General features: G+C 51.4%; 17 protein-coding genes. 8 read left to right on the forward strand and 9 right to left on the reverse strand.

Features of this window, described 5'->3' with window-relative positions; all coding sequences use genetic code 11:
- Positions 1-21 precede the first annotated feature (21 nt).
- From EOS97_RS10500 to dsbA, 3 genes are all read left to right on the forward strand, one after another.
- A complete protein-coding gene (locus EOS97_RS10500; protein WP_000649858.1) occupies positions 22-291 on the forward strand; it encodes a YihD family protein in 270 nt (89 codons plus the stop codon).
- A gap of 76 nt (positions 292-367) precedes the next feature.
- Positions 368-1354: a serine/threonine protein kinase gene (locus EOS97_RS10505; RefSeq protein WP_000999266.1), complete on the forward strand. Its 987-nt coding sequence runs from the start codon at positions 368-370 to the stop codon at positions 1352-1354.
- 16 nt (positions 1355-1370) lie between these two features.
- Positions 1371-1994 (forward strand): thiol:disulfide interchange protein DsbA, encoded by a 624-nt coding sequence (gene dsbA, locus EOS97_RS10510; protein ID WP_000725364.1) that lies wholly within the window; start codon positions 1371-1373, stop codon positions 1992-1994.
- 12 nt (positions 1995-2006) lie between these two features.
- Here dsbA and EOS97_RS10515 read toward each other — a convergent pair whose 3' ends face one another.
- Positions 2007-2915, reverse strand: a complete 909-nt coding sequence (locus EOS97_RS10515; RefSeq protein WP_000196902.1) for an acyltransferase — start codon at positions 2913-2915, stop codon at positions 2007-2009.
- 387 nt (positions 2916-3302) lie between these two features.
- Between EOS97_RS10515 and polA the strand changes: the two genes are divergently transcribed.
- Positions 3303-6089 (forward strand): DNA polymerase I, encoded by a 2787-nt coding sequence (gene polA / locus EOS97_RS10525; protein ID WP_000249962.1) that lies wholly within the window; start codon positions 3303-3305, stop codon positions 6087-6089.
- Positions 6090-6423: 334 nt separating this feature from the next.
- Here polA and yihA read toward each other — a convergent pair whose 3' ends face one another.
- Positions 6424-7056, reverse strand: a complete 633-nt coding sequence (gene yihA / locus EOS97_RS10530; RefSeq protein ID WP_000183327.1) for a ribosome biogenesis GTP-binding protein YihA/YsxC — start codon at positions 7054-7056, stop codon at positions 6424-6426.
- A 239-nt stretch (positions 7057-7295) separates the two neighbouring features.
- Here yihA and EOS97_RS10535 point away from each other — a divergent pair, with 239 nt between their 5' ends.
- From EOS97_RS10535 to hemN, 3 genes are all read left to right on the forward strand, one after another.
- Entirely contained in the window at positions 7296-7520 is a 225-nt protein-coding gene (locus EOS97_RS10535; protein WP_001541209.1) for a hypothetical protein, read from the forward strand.
- 118 nt (positions 7521-7638) lie between these two features.
- Positions 7639-8154, forward strand: coding sequence for a Der GTPase-activating protein YihI (gene yihI / locus EOS97_RS10540; RefSeq protein ID WP_000743298.1), 516 nt, complete (start codon positions 7639-7641; stop codon positions 8152-8154).
- A gap of 188 nt (positions 8155-8342) precedes the next feature.
- Positions 8343-9716, forward strand: a complete 1374-nt coding sequence (gene hemN / locus EOS97_RS10545) for an oxygen-independent coproporphyrinogen III oxidase (protein WP_000003520.1) — start codon at positions 8343-8345, stop codon at positions 9714-9716.
- An 89-nt stretch (positions 9717-9805) separates the two neighbouring features.
- Here the strand turns inward: hemN and EOS97_RS10550 are convergent, their stop codons facing one another.
- The 4 genes from EOS97_RS10550 to glnA all read right to left on the reverse strand — a co-directional run bounded on the left by EOS97_RS10550 (position 9806) and on the right by glnA (position 14180).
- Positions 9806-9916: a YshB family small membrane protein gene (locus EOS97_RS10550; protein ID WP_001578131.1), complete on the reverse strand. Its 111-nt coding sequence runs from the start codon at positions 9914-9916 to the stop codon at positions 9806-9808.
- Positions 9917-10028: 112 nt separating this feature from the next.
- Positions 10029-11438 carry a nitrogen regulation protein NR(I) gene (gene glnG / locus EOS97_RS10555; protein WP_001805209.1) on the reverse strand — a complete coding sequence of 470 codons (1410 nt, stop codon included), beginning with the start codon at positions 11436-11438 and terminating at the stop codon, positions 10029-10031.
- 8 nt (positions 11439-11446) lie between these two features.
- The gene (gene glnL, locus EOS97_RS10560; protein ID WP_000146194.1) at positions 11447-12496 is read right to left on the reverse strand and encodes a nitrogen regulation protein NR(II); all 1050 of its coding nucleotides are present in this window, start codon (positions 12494-12496) and stop codon (positions 11447-11449) included.
- Positions 12497-12770: 274 nt separating this feature from the next.
- Positions 12771-14180 carry a glutamate--ammonia ligase gene (gene glnA, locus EOS97_RS10570; RefSeq protein ID WP_001271699.1) on the reverse strand — a complete coding sequence of 470 codons (1410 nt, stop codon included), beginning with the start codon at positions 14178-14180 and terminating at the stop codon, positions 12771-12773.
- Between the two features lie 375 nt (positions 14181-14555).
- On the opposite strand from glnA, the gene typA reads away from it, so the two are divergent.
- The gene (gene typA / locus EOS97_RS10575) at positions 14556-16379 is read left to right on the forward strand and encodes a ribosome-dependent GTPase TypA (protein WP_000572060.1); all 1824 of its coding nucleotides are present in this window, start codon (positions 14556-14558) and stop codon (positions 16377-16379) included.
- Between the two features lie 54 nt (positions 16380-16433).
- Here the strand turns inward: typA and EOS97_RS10580 are convergent, their stop codons facing one another.
- The 3 genes from EOS97_RS10580 to EOS97_RS10590 are packed head-to-tail and all read right to left on the reverse strand — an operon-like array spanning position 16434 to position 19269.
- Positions 16434-17168 (reverse strand): Cof-type HAD-IIB family hydrolase, encoded by a 735-nt coding sequence (locus EOS97_RS10580; protein WP_001270600.1) that lies wholly within the window; start codon positions 17166-17168, stop codon positions 16434-16436.
- Positions 17153-18031: an STM4011 family radical SAM protein gene (locus tag EOS97_RS10585; RefSeq protein WP_001534602.1), complete on the reverse strand. Its 879-nt coding sequence runs from the start codon at positions 18029-18031 to the stop codon at positions 17153-17155. The genes EOS97_RS10580 and EOS97_RS10585 overlap by 16 nt, the downstream gene beginning before the upstream one ends.
- Positions 18028-19269, reverse strand: coding sequence for an STM4012 family radical SAM protein (locus EOS97_RS10590; protein ID WP_127836145.1), 1242 nt, complete (start codon positions 19267-19269; stop codon positions 18028-18030). Before EOS97_RS10590 ends, EOS97_RS10585 begins: the two co-directional genes overlap by 4 nt.

Genomic DNA, 19269 nt, shown 5'->3' on the forward strand with positions numbered 1-19269 from the left:
TCAAGAATAAGGAGCACAGCTATGAAATGTAAACGCCTGAATGAAGTCATTGAACTCCTCCAGCCAGCCTGGCAGAAAGAGCCTGATCTTAATTTGACGCAATTTTTGCAGAAACTGGCGAAAGAGTCAGGTTTTGACGGCAAACTGGAAGATTTAACTGATGATATCCTAATCTACCATCTGAAAATGCGCGATTCCGCCAAAGACGCCGCCATTCCAGGGATTCAAAAAGACTATGAAGAGGACTTTAAAACGGCGCTTTTACGCGCCCGCGGCGTTATTAAAGAGTAAAACCTTGTAAGCGGCGCCACCGAAATCGTCACGAAATGATATCCTGAATCATTCGTAGTATTTTCCGGATGATGGGATGAACGACAACGCTTTTACTTTCCAGACGCTACACCCGGAAACCATCATGGATGCGCTGTTTGAACAGGGGATCAGGGTGGATTCCGGGCTGACTCCACTAAACAGTTATGAAAACCGCGTCTATCAGTTTCAGGATGAAGACCGTCGACGTTTTGTCGTTAAGTTTTATCGTCCTGAACGCTGGTCTGTTGATCAAATTCGGGAAGAACACCAATTCGCGCTTGAACTGGTGAAGGATGAGGTTCCGGTTGCTGCTCCGCTCGCGTTTAATGGCCAGACACTGTTAGCGCATCAGGGCTATCATTATGCCATTTTCCCCAGCGTAGGCGGTCGTCAGTTTGAAGCAGATAATATCGATCAGATGGAGGCGGTAGGGCGTTATCTTGGTCGATTGCATCAGACGGGGCGAAAACGTCCTTTCACTTTCCGGCCTGACATTGGGCTTGCAGAGTATCTTTTTGAACCTCGCCAGGTATTCGAAGATGCCGCACTGATTCCCTCCGGGCAAAAAGTGGCTTTCCTGAAAGCCACTGATACTCTACTGTCTGCAGTTACCGAATGCTGGCGCACCGATTTCGCCACGCTGCGATTGCACGGCGATTGTCATGCCGGCAACATTCTATGGCGTGATGGACCGCTGTTTGTCGATTTAGATGATGCCCGTAACGGCCCGGCGATACAGGATTTATGGATGCTGCTGAACGGCGACAAAGCCGAACAGCGAATGCAGCTTGAAACCATTATTGAAGCTTATGAAGAAGTTAGTGAGTTCGATACGGCTGAAATTGGTCTCATTGAACCTTTACGCGCCATGCGTTTAGTTTATTATCTTGCCTGGTTGATTCGTCGTTGGGGCGATCCTGCGTTTCCAAAAAACTTTCCCTGGTTAACAGGGGAAGATTACTGGCAGCGACAGACAACGACTTTTATTGAGCAGACTAAAATTTTGCACGAACCCCCTTTACAATTAACGCCAATGTATTAATCGGAGAGAGTTGATCATGAAAAAGATTTGGCTGGCGCTGGCTGGTATGGTTTTAGCTTTTAGCGCCTCGGCAGCACAGATCAGCGACGGTAAACAGTATATCACGCTGGATAAACCGGTCGCTGGCGAACCCCAGGTACTGGAGTTTTTCTCCTTCTACTGCCCACATTGTTATCAGTTTGAAGAAGTGCTTCATGTGTCTGACAATGTGAAGAAAAAGCTGCCGGAAGGCACCAAAATGACCAAGTACCACGTTGAGTTCCTGGGGCCGTTGGGCAAGGAGCTCACCCAGGCATGGGCGGTGGCGATGGCGTTGGGTGTAGAAGATAAAGTCACGGTCCCGCTGTTTGAAGCCGTACAGAAAACCCAGACAGTACAATCTGCCGCGGATATCCGTAAAGTGTTCGTTGATGCGGGCGTCAAAGGCGAAGATTACGATGCGGCATGGAACAGCTTCGTGGTGAAATCACTGGTTGCGCAACAGGAGAAAGCCGCGGCTGACCTGCAACTGCAGGGCGTTCCGGCGATGTTCGTCAATGGCAAATACCAGATTAACCCACAAGGCATGGATACCAGCAGCATGGATGTTTTTGTTCAGCAGTATGCTGATACTGTGAAATATTTGGTTGATAAAAAATAAAAAGAACGCCGGTCACTGACCGGCGTTTTTATAAGATGTTTTAATCTCTTCTATCTGTATATCTTTCTTATCCCACAGCGTATTAAGCCAACGTTGAAAACGGCGTTTGAATGTTTTGTCGTTCACGTAATCGCCGTGCAGTTCTTCATTTATGGGTTCCAGTTGCACCCGAACAACAATACGCGTCAGCCTACCGCTTAGCATATCGTAGAAAGGGTGGCGATCGTTGTTTGGGTAACACAACGTAATATTAAGCAGCTTATCGAACTGTGAGCCTAAAACATTAATCGCCATTGCAATACCGGCTGCTTTTGGCGGCAACAGATGTTGATAAGGTGAATGCGTTTGCTGACGTTTCTCATGCGTAAATCGCGAGCCTTCAACAAAGTTAACGATAGTGGTGGGATACCGACGAAACTTTTCGCAAGAGCGACGAGTTGTTTCAACATCTTTGCCGCGTCGATCGGGGTGTCGGAGCAGGTAGCTACGGGAGTAGCGCTTCATAAACGGCATATCTAATGCCCAGCACGCCAGGCCGATGAACGGCACCCAGGCCAATTGCTGTTTAAGAAAGTACTTATTCATTGGGATATGCTTGCGGAACAGAACGCAAAGCACAACGATATCGGCCCAGCTGCGATGATTACAAATCAGTAAATACCAATTTTTCTTGCTCAGCCCTTCTAACCCTTCTACATCCCATTGCAAGTGCGGATTAAGGCGTAACAGCGCTGCAAGACCAGCACACCAGCAATACATCATGAAATTGCAGAAAATGGAGACCTTGCGCCAGATACCGGGAACAGGCAAAAGAAGCTTTACCATACCGGCAACGATGATCGGTACTGAGCAAACAATAGTGACCAGGATGGTCAATACGATACTCAATGGGAGCGTGATAGCCGCGAGTATTCTCGTCATAATAAATTATTCAAAAGTTAGCCATAAACGGTGCGCGAAAAGGGCGCAAGAGGCTGATTCTATCAGAAAACGATGCTAATGATGGCGCTGAGTGAAATAGAAACACTCGTAACAACTATCCACATTATGATAACGGCATGAATCAGATAATCAGAAAAACGTGATGTTAACAACTAATTGAAAATAATGGGTAATTATTAAGATGAGAAGGCTATCGCGCTGATTTTAAAGTAATGGTAAGAATTTACACACAAAGTTATCCACAGGTTGTTTTGCGAGCGATCCTGAAGATCGACAAAACTTTTCCGCAAATGCGGCGAAAAACTCAAGTTTTCCTCCTGTATGTGGCATCCTTTAACCATAATCTGTTAAACAGGCACGGACATTATGGTTCAGATCCCAGAAAACCCACTTATTCTCGTAGATGGCTCATCCTATCTCTATCGCGCCTATCATGCGTTTCCGCCGTTAACCAACAGCGCGGGAGAACCTACGGGCGCAATGTATGGTGTCCTCAACATGTTGCGCAGCCTGATCATGCAGTATCAGCCGACGCATGCTGCGGTGGTGTTTGACGCCAAAGGAAAAACCTTCCGTGACGAGCTCTTTGAACACTACAAATCGCATCGTCCTCCGATGCCGGATGATCTGCGTGCGCAAATAGAGCCGTTACATGCCATGGTTAAAGCCATGGGGTTACCTCTGCTGGCGGTCTCTGGCGTAGAAGCGGATGACGTTATCGGTACACTGGCGCGAGAAGCGGAGAAGGTGGGGCGTCCGGTATTAATCAGCACCGGCGATAAAGATATGGCACAGTTGGTGACGCCGAATATTACGCTGATCAACACCATGACTAACACCATCCTCGGCCCGGATGAAGTCGTTAATAAGTACGGTGTGCCGCCTGAGCTGATTATCGACTTTCTGGCGCTGATGGGGGACTCCTCGGATAATATTCCAGGCGTACCAGGCGTGGGTGAGAAGACGGCGCAAGCCTTGCTTCAGGGATTGGGCGGCCTGGATACGCTGTACGCCGAGCCGGAAAAAATTGCAGGTCTCACTTTCCGCGGCGCCAAAACGATGGCCGCTAAATTAGCGCAGAATAAAGACGTAGCGTACCTGTCTTATAAACTCGCCACCATTAAAACGGATGTTGAACTGGAGCTGACCTGCGAACAGCTTGAAGTGCAGCAGCCGATTGCGGATGAACTGCTGGGCCTGTTTAAAAAATATGAGTTTAAGCGCTGGACGGCGGACGTTGAGTCAGGCAAGTGGCTACAGGCAAAGGGCGCGAAACCGGCGGCCAAACCGCAGGAAACGGTCGTTATTGATGAATCGCCCAGCGAACCGGCAGCGGCGCTCTCTTATGAAAATTATGTCACGATTCTGGACGACGTTACGCTGGAAAGCTGGATTGAAAAGCTGAAAAAAGCGCCAGTTTTTGCTTTCGACACGGAGACCGACAGTCTGGATAATATCGCCGCCAACCTGGTGGGCCTCTCGTTTGCTATCGAACCTGGCGTTGCCGCGTATGTACCTGTCGCGCATGATTATTTGGACGCTCCGGATCAAATCTCCCGCCAGCGTGCTCTGGAACTGCTGAAGCCGCTGCTGGAAGATGAAAAAGTGCGCAAAGTGGGGCAAAACCTCAAGTACGATCGCGGCGTCTTGCAAAATTACGGTATTGAGCTGCGCGGTATCGCCTTCGATACCATGCTTGAGTCTTACATTCTGAACAGCGTCGCCGGACGCCATGATATGGACAGTTTGTCCGATCGTTGGCTGAAGCACAAAACTATCACCTTTGAAGACATTGCCGGTAAAGGTAAAAACCAGCTCACCTTTAACCAGATCGCACTGGAGGAAGCGGGGCGCTATGCGGCAGAAGATGCGGATGTCACGTTACAGTTGCATCTCAAAATGTGGCCTGAGCTCCAGCAGCACAAAGGCCCGCTGAATGTTTTCGAAAACATCGAAATGCCGCTGGTGCCGGTACTGTCACGCGTTGAGCGCAATGGCGTAAAAATCGATCCTGCCGTCCTGCACAAACATTCGGAAGAAATCACACTACGTCTGGCGGAACTGGAAAAGAAAGCGCATGACATTGCGGGCGAGGCGTTCAACCTGTCCTCGACGAAGCAGTTGCAGACCATCCTGTTTGAAAAGCAGGGTATTAAGCCGCTGAAGAAAACGCCTGGCGGCGCGCCGTCAACGTCGGAAGAGGTGCTGGAAGAGCTGGCGCTGGACTATCCGCTGCCGAAAGTGATTCTGGAGTATCGTGGTCTGGCGAAGCTAAAATCCACCTATACCGATAAGCTGCCGCTGATGATTAACCCGAAAACCGGGCGCGTCCATACGTCCTATCATCAGGCGGTAACGGCGACGGGACGTTTATCGTCCACCGATCCGAACCTGCAAAATATTCCGGTGCGCAATGAAGAAGGCCGCCGCATTCGTCAGGCATTTATTGCGCCTGAGGATTATCTCATCGTGTCTGCGGACTATTCACAGATTGAGCTGCGTATTATGGCGCATCTTTCCCGTGATAAAGGACTGCTCACGGCGTTCGCCGAAGGGAAAGATATTCACCGTACAACGGCGGCGGAAGTCTTTGGCTTGCCGCTGGATAGCGTGACCGGGGAACAGCGCCGAAGTGCGAAAGCCATTAACTTTGGCCTGATTTACGGGATGAGCGCCTTCGGTCTTTCTCGCCAGCTTAATATTCCGCGTAAAGAGGCGCAGAAGTATATGGATCTCTACTTCGAACGCTACCCTGGCGTGCTGGAATATATGGAGCGCACCCGCGCTCAGGCAAAAGAACAAGGCTATGTGGAAACGCTGGAGGGACGCCGCCTTTACCTGCCGGATATTAAATCCAGCAACGCGGCGCGGCGCGCGGGGGCGGAACGCGCGGCGATCAATGCTCCCATGCAAGGAACGGCTGCCGATATCATCAAGCGCGCCATGATTGCCGTCGATGCCTGGCTACAGGCCGAGCAGCCACGTGTGCGGATGATTATGCAGGTACACGATGAATTAGTGTTCGAGGTGCATAAAGACGACTTAGATGCGGTAGCAAAACGTATCCATCAGTTGATGGAAAACTGCACGCGTATTGATGTGCCGTTGCTGGTGGAAGTCGGTAGCGGAGAAAATTGGGATCAAGCGCACTAAGCATTTAAGGAATAACGCGCTTTTTTCGTAATTAAGCAACATAAGCACGGGGGTTTTGTGATGGGTATTAGAATTCCCTATGTAAAGAATGAAAAAAAATTACGAAAAGGTCTTTCTGTGTTGCTCAAAAAAGAGTAAAGTTATTCACGTAGGGTACAGAGGTAAGATGTTCTATCTTTCAGACCTTTTACTTCACGTAATCGGATTTGGCTGAATATTTTAGCCGCCCCAGTCAGTTTATGACTGGGGCGTTTTTTATTGTGCGCAAGAAAAGTTTCGCTCACACCGTAGGCCGGATAAGACGCGCAGCGGCGCTATCCGGCATAGCGGGTGATTATTCCCCGTCCTGAATCTCTTCGACCGGTGCCAGTTCACTAAACCAGCTATCCAGTTTCTGACGTAACTTATCCACGCCCTGCTTTTTCAGCGAGGAAAACGCTTCTACCTGCACATCGCCATTAAAAGCCAGCACGGCTTCACGTACCATATTCAACTGCGCCTTGCGCGCGCCGCTGGCCAGTTTGTCCGCTTTGGTCAGCAGAACCAGAACCTGGATATTGCTCTCTACAGCCCACTGGATCATCTGTTGGTCGAGGTCTTTCAACGGATGGCGGATATCCATTAAAACGACTAAGCCCTGTAGGCTTTGACGTTTCTCCAGATATTCCCCCAGCGCGCGTTGCCACTTGCGTTTCATCTCTTCCGGGACTTCCGCGTAGCCATAGCCCGGCAGGTCGACCAACCGTTTGCCATCTACGACTTCAAACAGGTTAATCAATTGGGTACGGCCCGGCGTTTTAGAGGTACGCGCCAGGCTTTTTTGGTTGGTCAACGTGTTCAGGGCGCTGGATTTGCCTGCATTGGAACGGCCAGCAAAAGCCACTTCAATTCCGCAATCGGAAGGTAAATGGCGAATATCAGGCGCACTCATCACAAAATGCGTCTGTTGATAATTCAGGTTAGTCAAAGCGGTCGTCTCCGTCAGTCAAAGCATTGTGGCGATTATACCTGAACGCCAGCAAAAGACGGATTTTTCGGCGCGGCGGTGCTGTAAGTAAAAGCCATACGCTTTGTGAGACATTGACCATTGCACTTATGCGACATGACAGAGTCGTTGTCAGGCTCAAAGCCAGTTAATATAGTTAAATCATGAATTTATAGAAAGGTAATTGTCTGAAAAAAAGGGATTTGCCGTGTCGGTATCTTGTGAGTTTACCCCAAAAGAGTAAAGTAATGCACATAGCGAGGACGCTAACAGGATCAACGACTCAGGATGAGGGTCAGGAGCGCCAGGAGGCGAAGACACAGGATTGTCAGGAAGACAAACGTCCGGAGACGTTAGTAAAAGGAAATGGAAACAACATGGAATGTTCCAGGCTAAGGGAAAAACAGGGCGTGTTGATAGCCAACAGGGATGGTGGAACCCGTTAAGGGTCGTGAGTCAAGAAAAAAGGCGGCAGATTACTCTGTCGCCTTTTTTCTTTGCTTGCTTTCTGCTAGATTCCGCCTCAATTCTATACTGAATAAAACGGCTTAAAGATCTGACATCATGAAAAAACCAACCTCTGCACCGCGCAGTAAAGCCTTTGGCAAACAGCGTCGTAAAACGCGTGAAGAGTTAAACCAGGAGGCGCGCGACCGTAAACGCCTGAAAAAACATCGCGGTCATGCGCCGGGAAGTCGCGCGACGGGCGGCAATTCCGCTTCGGGCGGCGGCAATCAGAATCAACAAAAAGATCCACGTATTGGCAGTAAAACACCTGTTCCATTGGGCGTGACTGAAAAAGTGACCCAACAGCATAAACCGAAAAGTGAGAAACCTATGCTTTCACCGCAGGCGGAGTTGGATTTACTGGAAACGGATGAGCGCCTGGATGCGCTGTTAGAACGTCTGGAAGCGGGCGAAACCCTGAGTGCGGAAGATCAAGCCTGGGTAGATGCCAAACTGGATCGTATTGATGAACTGATGCAGAAGCTTGGTCTGTCTTACGATGACGACGAAGAAGACGACGAAGAGGACGAGAAGCAGGAAGATATGATGCGCCTGCTAAGAGGCGGCAACTAACGGGTTTACACCGTGGGCTTGCCCGTCCTGCTTATAACCCTTCCGGTTATATGTTATCTGGTGTGGTTATTCGTTAAACTACAGCGATTGTCGCGGCGACAGAAATGGCTGCGCAGCCGGCTTGCCGCCCGTCATGGCGTGAAGCCGGTACGCCGTACCCGCCAGAGGCGCCATCGGAAGGAGTGAGCATGTCTGAACAGCAAATAGACTGGGATCTGGCCCTGATCCAGAAATATAACTATTCCGGGCCACGATATACCTCGTACCCAACCGCGCTGGAGTTTTCTGAAGACTTCGAGGACGCCGCATTCTTGCAGGCTGTGGCGCGTTATCCTGAACGTCCGCTCTCGCTGTATGTGCATATCCCGTTTTGTCACAAGTTGTGTTATTTCTGCGGCTGCAACAAGATTGTCACCCGCCAACAGCATAAAGCTGACCAGTATCTTGACGCGCTTGAGCAGGAAATTCGCCATCGCGCGCCGCTGTTTGCAGACCGTCATGTCAGCCAGCTTCACTGGGGCGGCGGTACGCCTACTTACCTGAATAAAGCGCAAATCAGCCGCTTAATGACGCTGTTGCGTGAAAATTTCCACTTTAATACCGACGCGGAAATCTCGATCGAAGTCGATCCCCGTGAAATTGAGCTGGATGTGCTCGATCATTTACGTGCGGAAGGTTTTAACCGCCTGAGTATGGGCGTGCAGGACTTTAATAAAGAGGTGCAGCGCCTGGTTAACCGCGAGCAGGATGAAGAATTCATCTTTGCGTTGCTTAATCACGCCCGCGATATCGGCTTTACCTCGACCAATATCGACTTGATCTACGGTCTACCGAAACAGACGCCGGAAAGCTTCGCTTTCACGCTGAAGCGTGTGACGGAACTGAACCCCGATCGTTTGAGCGTCTTTAACTATGCGCATCTGCCAACGCTTTTTGCCGCCCAGCGTAAAATTAAAGATGCCGATTTACCCAGCGCGCAGCAGAAACTGGATATTTTGCAGGAGACCATCGTATCGCTTACTCAGGCCGGTTATCAGTTTATCGGGATGGACCATTTTGCCCGTCCGGACGACGAACTGGCCGTCGCGCAGCGCGAAGGCGTGCTGCACCGTAATTTTCAGGGCTATACGACCCAGGGCGATACCGATCTGCTGGGGATGGGGGTTTCTGCTATCAGCATGATTGGCGATGGCTACATGCAGAACCAGAAAGAGCTGAAGCGTTATTACCAGCAAGTGGATGAGCGGGGCAATGCGCTATGGCGTGGTATTACGCTGACCCGTGATGATTGCATTCGTCGCGATGTTATCAAGGCGCTGATTTGTAACTTCCGCCTGGATTTTAACGCTGTCGAACAGCAGTGGGGTTTGCATTTCGCTGAGTATTTTGCCGAAGATTTGCAGTTACTGTCGCCGCTGGCGAAAGATGGGCTGGTGGATATTAGCGAGAAGGGAATTCAGGTGACGGCGAAAGGTCGTTTGCTGATCCGCAATATCTGCATGTGCTTTGACGCGTATCTGCGCCAGAAAGCGCGGATGCAGCAGTTCTCGCGCGTCATTTAGCCGGGTTGCCCGGTGGCGCTGCGCTTACCGGGCCTACACGTTGCGACAACCTGTAGGCCGGATAAGCATTAGCGCCATCCGGCACATTGTCAGCTGAACAGTCCTACCAGCGCGGCACACAACACGGCGGCTAGCGCAGTTTGTGGCGTGTGGCTGTCGACCGCTCCACTCGATACCAGATTAATAATAGATTCTAACATAATGAATCCCCCCGTTTGCCGGGCATGATCATACTGAACTCATCGGAACAGTAAAGCGCAAAATAGCAGCGTTTTGCGCTCAATTATTAATCTTTACACTCGCGGGTAATGTTTACTCCATTCCCAGCTCTTTCAACTTCCGCGTTAGGGTGTTTCGCCCCCAACCGAGCAGCCTGGCGGCTTCCTGTTTATGACCCTGCGTATGGCGTAATGCCGTGGTCAGTAGCGTTCTCTCCAGTTCTGGCTGCGCTTCAGAAAGCAGGTTTTGATGACCGGATCGCAAGGCGCGGTCCGCCCATTGTGCCAGTAATGTAGCCCAGCTATCCGGCGGCAGGTGGGACGGGCTATCCGGCGTCGAGGCTTCAAACAGTTCGCCCGGTAAATCCTGGATCAATACCTCCTGTCCGGCGGCCATGACGGTGAGCCAGCGGCAGGTATTTTCTAACTGACGCACGTTACCAGGCCATGCCAGGCGCGTTAACGCCGTTTCGGTTTCCGGATGTAATAATTTGGCTTCCACACCTAATTCACGGGCGGCGACCTGCAAAAAATGGCGCGCCAGGCGCGGAATATCCTCACGGCGCTCGCGCAACGGCGGAAGATGGATACGAATCACGTTCAGGCGGTGGAACAGGTCTTCGCGGAATTTCCCTTCCTGAACGCGTCGTTCGAGGTTCTGGTGGGTGGCGGCGATAATGCGCACATCCACTTTTACCGGCGCGTACCCGCCCACGCGGTAGAACTGTCCGTCAGCCAGCACGCGTAACAGACGAGTCTGGACATCCAGCGGCATATCGCCAATTTCGTCCAGAAACAGCGTGCCGCCGTCAGCCTGCTCGAAACGGCCCTGCCGGATGGTATTCGCCCCGGTAAAAGCGCCTTTCTCATGGCCAAACAGTTCGGATTCAATCAAATCTTTCGGGATGGCCGCCATATTGAGCGCGATAAACGGCGATTTGGCGCGTGGGCTATGGCGGTGAAGCGCATGGGCGACCAGTTCTTTACCGGTCCCTGATTCGCCGTTAATCAGCACGCTAATCGAAGAACGCGACAGCCGACCAATAATGCGAAACACATCCTGCATGGCGGGCGCTTCGCCTATCATGTCTGTTGTCGGGCCGTTAACCTCGATATTACGCGGCTGCTGCTGCTCCTGATAGTGGCTAATCGCGCGCTCGACCAGAGCGACGGCTTCATCAATATCAAACGGTTTAGGTAGATAATCAAACGCCCCCTGCTGATAAGCGCTCACGGCGGCATCTAAATCGGAATGCGCGGTCATAATGATGACCGGAAGCATCGGGTGACGCTGTTTAATCTGCTTTAATAGCGCCAGCCCGTCCATTCCCGGCATTCGGATATCCGACAGCAAGACGTCCGGCGTTTTACTGGCCAGCGCAGCCAGTACTTCATTACCATTCTCAAAGGTGGTACAGGTCAACCCTGCCCCGGCGAGAGCACGCTCAAGCACCCAACGGATGGAACTATCATCATCGACGACCCAGACTATTCCTCGTTGCATAAACACCTCTATTTCCGAATCGGCAGGTAAACCGAAAACTCGGTATGCCCCGGCCAACTGGTAAATTCAATTTTGCCGGCGTGTTGATCGATAAGATTGCGGGCGATAGATAACCCAAGCCCGGTGCCGCCTTCGCGACCGCTGACCATCGGGTAGAACAGCGTATCCTGTAAATGGGGAGGAATGCCCGGCCCATTGTCTTCAACGTCTATACGCGCCGCCAGGCGATAGCGTTCGCCATGCAGCGTTAACTGGAAGGCGGTACGGGTACGCAGCGTAATTTCGCCGCCTTCCGGCCCCAGCGCCTGCAAGGCATTGCGGACAATATTCAGCAGTACTTGCTCAATTTGTTCCGGATCGTGCGGCAGTTCTGGCAGACTGGGGTCGTAATCGCGGATAAGCCGGACATTATCCGGCAGTTCCATCGACACCAGCGCCACCACGCGCTCTGCGACTTTATGTATGCTCTCGGTAATGTGCATTCCCGGGTGCTGCGGCCCCAGCAAACGATCGACAAGGTTGCGTAGCCTGTCGGCCTGTTCAATGATGACTTTGGTATATTCCGTTAGCGCCGGGTCGGGCAGCGCCTTGCTGAGTAGCTGCGCCGCGCCGCGCAGGCCGCCGAGCGGATTTTTGATTTCGTGCGCCAGACCGCGCACCAGATCGCGGGCGGCGATTTGCTGCGCGTGCTGCAACTGCTCCTGACTCAGACGACGCTGGTTATCCATCGGCGCCATTTCGAGCAGTATAAAATCGTCGGGCAGACGTTGGGCGGTCAAAGAGAGAATATGCGAGCGACTATCAATCACCAGCGTCACTTCGTTATCGGTAAAGCCTTGCCCTGCCGCTAAACTTTCGCGCATCAGGTCAATGTTTAACGAAAAATAGCTCAACAGTTCAGGTAACGGCGTCCCGAACAGTTTGCGTGAGCTTTGCGCGAGCAACTGCTGCGCGGCAGGATTGGCGTAATGGATTGCCAGCGCGTCGTCGACCACCAGCACGCTGTTGATTAACGAATTGAGGATCTGCCCAGCATCGGGCTGTATGCCGCTTGCCATTCAGCAGTCTCCTGGAAAAGGTTGCACCATTTTAGTGCATTATAGCTTTTTACCACTAAAAAGCGCGTGAGATCAGATTGTTGGTGGAGAAAAAAGCCCATCCTGGGATGGGCTGAAAGTTTCCACGGCAACTCAAAAACTCCTGACGCCTTTCACGCTGCTGCTGCGTTGGCTGCCTTCGCTTACCCCAGTCACATCGCTATCTATGCTCCTGGGGATGTGCTCAGTTGCTGCCTTGCAGCAACGCGAAATTTGTCGGATTTTTAATATACGATTAAACGCTGTAGTACAGCTCAAACTCTACCGGGTGCGGGGTCATACGCACGCGGTCATCTTCTTCGCGACGCAGCGCAATATACGCATCGATCGCTTCATCCGTGAACACGCCGCCTGCTTTCAGGAACTCGCGGTCCAGATCCAGCGCGTTCAGCGCTTCTTCCAGAGAACCCGCTACCTGTGGGATCTCTTTCGCTTCTTCCGGCGGCAGGTCATACAGGTTTTTGTCCATGGCTTCGCCCGGGTGAATCTTATTCTTAATCCCGTCCAGACCGGCCATCAGCAGGGCGGCAAAGCACAGATACGGGTTAGCCGCCGGGTCCGGGAAGCGAACTTCGATACGGCGCGCTTTCGGAGACGCCACCACCGGAATACGGATGGAGGCGGAACGGTTACGGGCGGAGTAGGCCAGCATCACCGGCGCTTCGTAACCCGGGACCAGACGCTTGTAGGAGTTGGTGGTCGGGTTCGCCAGGGCGTTGATGGCTTTGGCGTGTTTGATGACGCCGCCGATGTAGTACAGCGCTTGTTCAGACAGGCCGGCATATTTGTCGCCAGAGAACAGGTTGGTGCCGTTCTTCGCCAGCGACATGTGGCAGTGCATACCGGAACCGTTATCGCCGAACATCGGTTTTGGCATAAAGGTCGCGGTCTTACCGAAGCGGTGAGCCACGTTATGTACGACATATTTGTAAATCTGAATTTCGTCGGCTTTTTTGGTCATGGTGTTAAAGCGGGTCGCCACTTCGTTCTGACCTGCGGTCGCTACTTCGTGGTGGTGCGCTTCAACGACCAGGCCCATCTGCTCCATGACCAGACACATTTCAGAACGGATATCCTGCGCGGAGTCAACTGGCGGAACCGGGAAATAACCGCCTTTCACGCCCGGACGATGGCCTTTGTTGCCGCCTTCGTACTTGGTAGAGGAGTTCCAGGCGCCTTCAATATCGTCAATCGCCACATGTGAGCCGGAGATAGATGCGCCGAAGCGGATGTCGTCGAACAGGAAGAATTCAGGTTCCGGCCCAAACAGGACGGTATCGGCGATACCGGTCGCGCGCAGGTAGTCTTCCGCACGTTTTGCGATGGAACGTGGGTCACGGTCATAACCTTGCAGAGTGCCAGGCTCCAGGATGTCGCAACGGATAATCAGGGTAGAGTCCGCGAAGAACGGGTCAATCACTGCGGTGGATGCGTCTGGCATCAGCACCATGTCGGATTCGTTAATGCCTTTCCAGCCGCCGATAGAGGAGCCGTCAAACATTTTGCCTTCTTCAAAGAATTCGGCATTTACCTGATGAGCAGGAATCGTGACGTGCTGTTCTTTGCCTTTGGTATCGGTGAAGCGCAGATCGACAAACTTCACTTCGTGCTCGTTCAGCATCGTCAAAACGTGTTCAGCGGACATACTTGTACTCTCCCGGATTGGTCATGGTCGGTCGTCGTGGTAACGAGATCTTCAATTCTGCTGGCCGTGTCGCCGTAAAAATATAAAGCGAAATCTGTGCCAACTTTCACATTGCCCCCAAAAGGCGTTATCATGCGTACCATCGTGCAAAAGGGCTGCACCACGGTGACTATGTTGCACCAAAATAGTGCTTTAATGTGAACATTGAGCACCACATTGGTGCAATAGAACGCAAGCCACCCTTTTAACGCTCCGTGAAAGCGATCACAAAGAGACTCTGCAATACTTGTTTGCGGAGGATGTTTGTGATCCTGTTTTGTAGTGCGATTAATCCGTGTACAATAACGCGCTATTTCTAATGCCTGAGGCAAAGTTGTGATCGAAAATTTGCGTAACATCGCCATCATCGCGCACGTTGACCATGGTAAAACTACCCTGGTTGATAAGCTGCTCCAGCAATCCGGTACGTTCGACGCGCGTGCCGAAACTCAAGAGCGAGTGATGGACTCCAACGATTTGGAGAAAGAGCGTGGTATTACTATCCTCGCTAAAAACACCGCTATTAAATGGAATGATTACCGTATCAACATCGTTGATACTCCCGGGCACGCTGACTTCGGTGGTGAAGTAGAGCGCGTCATGTCCATGGTTGACTCTGTGCTGCTGGTGGTTGACGCATTTGACGGCCCGATGCCGCAAACGCGCTTCGTGACCAAAAAAGCCTTTGCTCATGGCCTGAAACCTATTGTGGTTATCAACAAGGTTGACCGTCCTGGCGCGCGCCCTGACTGGGTTGTTGACCAGGTATTCGACCTGTTTGTTAACCTCGACGCGACCGACGAACAGCTGGACTTCCCGATCATCTACGCTTCGGCGCTGAACGGTATCGCGGGTCTGGACCACGAAGATATGGCGGAAGACATGACCCCGCTGTATCAGGCGATCATTGATCATGTTCCGGCGCCGGACGTTGACCTCGATGGTCCGTTGCAGATGCAGATCTCCCAGCTGGACTACAACAACTACGTTGGCGTTATCGGCATCGGCCGTATCAAACGCGGCAAAGTGAAGCCGAACCAGCAGGTCACTATCATCGATAGTGAAGGGAAAACCCGTAACGCGAAAGTAGGTAAAGTGCTGACGCATCTGGGGCTGGAGCGTATCGACAGCGATATCGCCGAAGCGGGCGATATCATTGCGATCACCGGTCTGGGCGAGCTGAACATTTCCGACACCATCTGCGACCCGCAGAACGTTGAAGCGCTGCCGGCGCTGTCCGTTGATGAGCCGACCGTGTCTATGTTCTTCTGCGTTAACACCTCGCCGTTCTGCGGTAAAGAAGGTAAGTTTGTGACTTCTCGTCAGATTCTTGACCGTCTGAACAAAGAGCTGGTGCATAACGTGGCGCTGCGCGTTGAAGAAACCGAAGATGCGGATGCGTTCCGTGTATCCGGTCGTGGCGAACTGCACCTGTCCGTGCTGATTGAAAATATGCGTCGTGAAGGTTTCGAACTGGCGGTTTCCCGTCCGAAAGTTATCTTCCGTGAAATCGACGGTCGTAAACAAGAGCCGTACGAAAACGTGACGCTGGACGTCGAAGAGCAGCACCAGGGGTCTGTCATGCAGGCGCTGGGCGAGCGTAAAGGCGACCTGAAAAACATGAATCCGGACGGTAAAGGCCGCGTACGTCTCGACTACGTGATCCCAAGCCGTGGGCTGATTGGTTTCCGTTCAGAATTCATGACCATGACTTCCGGTACGGGTCTGCTGTACTCCACCTTCAGCCATTACGACGATATTCGTCCGGGTGAAGTGGGTCAGCGTCAGAACGGCGTACTGATCTCCAACGGTCAGGGTAAAGCGGTGGCGTTTGCGCTGTTCGGTTTGCAGGATCGCGGTAAGCTGTTCCTGGGTCACGGCGCGGAAGTTTATGAAGGCCAGATTATTGGTATTCACAGTCGCTCCAATGACCTGACGGTAAACTGCCTGACCGGTAAGAAACTGACCAACATGCGTGCGTCTGGTACGGATGAAGCGGTGATTCTGGTTCCGCCAATTAAAATGAGCCTTGAGCAAGCGCTGGAGTTCATTGATGACGACGAACTGGTAGAAGTCACCCCAACCTCTATCCGTATCCGTAAACGTCACCTGACGGAAAACGATCGCCGCCGTGCGAACCGTGGTCAGAAAGAAGAGTAATTAACGTTCTTACGGATAAAAACCCTGCCGAAATGAAAGCTCGGCGGGGTTTTTTTATTCACATTGATAAAGGGATAAGGTTGTCAAAAAATCAGCAATCGCTGGCGTATTATGCCGACCAATGACGCTATCCGCATACATCTTTGCCCGAGCGCTGGCATTCCCCATCGCGACGCCCAATCCGGCTAAACGTAGCATTTCCGCATCGTTATCATTATCGCCAAACGCCATCACTTCGCGCATTGCGATATGCTGTTGCTGTGCATATCTGGCGAGGCTTTGTCCTTTGCTACATCCCTTCTGAAGAATATCCAGTTGATGATGCCAGGACCAGGTACAGCTTAGCTGTAATTCATGCTGTATAAACTCAGCAATATTTTGTAGTTGTTTTATGTGCCGATGAACGACGCTGATTTGCCAAATATTCTCCCTACTGCTTAGCTCATCAGCCTGAAAGATTATTTTATCATCAGCACGAATTGTCGGTTTAAGCGGATATACCCGCGCCAGTATTTTTTCCGTTTGTAAGTGCGTCAGCGGCAGCGGGTGAAGGACCTGCTGTTGAGCCGGTTGATAAATATAACTTCCGTTACAACAGATCATCGGTTCGGTGAGCGCCAGCGTTTGATAATACGCATAGGCTTCACGATGAGAGCGACCGGTGACAAGCATTATTCGGCAGCCCATGTCCTGCATCTGACGGATGGCGGTTAGCGACTCTGGCAGAATTTGTTTATTACGGTTTAGCAGCGTTCCATCAAGATCAAAAGCGATTAAACGATATCGCATGAGCGCCCGATCCTAAAACAGCGTGAGGTATCCAGGTGATTCAGCAATGGAATATCGAGACGGTGCTGATAAGCGAGAAAACAGTGGCATTGTTTTGCCTGGCAGGCGGGAGAATTAAGCCGTTGCTGATATAAATTACCCATTTTAATTTTGCTGATATGACAAGCAAAAAGATCGCCTTCTGCATTCATAAAAATACTTTTTCTTCCTGCGGTACAGATATCCAGCTGCGCTGGCCACTGCTGCGTTTCAACCACATACAGCGGATCGAGTTCGCTGAAGGCGATGGTTTCCTCAACGGTATGCCGGGTATTGGCACACTCGTTGGCGTTAAACCAAAAATAATTCTGGTCAGGCAACCGCTGGCGTAGCCAACGAAACTGGTCGATATCTTTCATACTGGCGACAGCCCCCGCGCACCAGGTTATTCCGGCGGCAGAGAGCGCTAAACACTGCTGGAGAAAGCGCTCAGCGGTAATTTGTGAGGGATGAAAAGAACACCATAACCGAAGCTTTGAGATATCTCCGCTGCCGGCACGAAATGACTCCAGCAATGACATTAACGAAAAAGAGGCGTTAGTTTGTATGCCGACCGCCTGAACATGAGGATAGCGGCTAATTTCTGCCAGCGCCGCCATGTAATAACGCAAGCGTAGCGCCTCGCCATAAGGCGTAATCATCACATTCAACGGCGTACCTAGAAGAGGCAAATGGTCAACCATGCGCCATAGCGCGGCTTCGTCCCGTTTTTTATCGTTACGGGCGTGTTTATGGAACGGGCAATAGCCGCAATGATAATTACACGATTTAAGATAGCCGCGATAAAACAGCGTGTGAATATCGCGCAGGGCGGGGGCGCTCATCTCTGCCGATTCTCCCGTAGCATCACCTCAGGCGAAACGAACACAGGAGCAAGGCAATCGGATAATGCCATACCGGTCTCCGTTAGCCGGAGGCGACTGCCATTCTGATAACAGTAACCTTGCTGTATAAAGCGTTCCAGGTCGGGGAAATCCCTTAGCGCATCGATGGCAAAATATTGCTGATAATCGCTAAGAGAAAGTCCCTGCCAGAAAAATAGATTTTTAATGATAAAGCGGCGTTTCATTTCATCAGGGGGGAGCAGATAACCGTGATGAATGACGGTTTTATCCGGGCTGTCGATAAACGCCTGAATGATTTTTCGTGATGTTTGCAGGTTCGACGACCACGGCGAACAGTAATGCAGATTGCCAAGATAACTTCTGCCGCCCGCGCCGAGCGCCAGTGAGTTTTCAAATCCGCAGCTTTCCGCCGCGGCGGATGGCGCTGGATTAAGGACGAAACGGCGCATGGACGTTTGGGTATAGCCCGCGTTGCGTAAAAGATCGCGGGCTAAAACGTAGTAGCTATGCATATTTTCCTGGCGAGGCATATTATAAAGCGGATAAAGAAACAGCTCTTCCGGTTGATAAACGAGCGCCTGATGTAACGATTCCGTCAGGCTTGCGTGAGTCTGGCCGGGAATGCCGTAAATAATATCAATATTGAGTGATGGAAAATGACCCGCCTTTAGCCATTCCAGCGCCTGGTGCGCGCTGGCGGCATTGTGGCGGCGATGCAGCGTATGTAACTCGCTATCATGAAAACTTTGTACGCCAATACTGACGCGATTAACGGAAAAGGCGTTTAATAGCGCTACTTTTTCTGCCGTGGTATCCGTAGGGGAAGTTTCAATTGTTTTATAAATATTCCAGTCAACATTGAGCACATCAAAGACGGAAAAAAATAACTTCTCTAATTGCGCAATGTTTAATAGCAGAGGTGTGCCGCCGCCTACGGTAAAGCTTGCCCAGTGGACGGGCGCCAGCGCCATTTGTTGGCCCTGGGTAATAATCGCGTCGATATAGCTATCAATGAACGTATTCTCTGCGCCAGTGCAGGTAAATAAATTACAGAACCCGCAGCGACTTTGACAAAACGGCATATGAACATACAGATGTGTGTCGTGCTCGTAAATCCGCGGTTTTACTTCGCTAAAGCTGACGTTCTCCAGCTCCCGATAAGCCGTCTTATGCGGATAACTGTACATATACTGACGATAAATATCATTGTTATTCAT

Source organism: Salmonella sp. SSDFZ54 (assembly GCF_004010735.1).
In the GTDB taxonomy this organism is placed as follows: Bacteria; Pseudomonadota; Gammaproteobacteria; order Enterobacterales; family Enterobacteriaceae; genus Salmonella; species Salmonella enterica.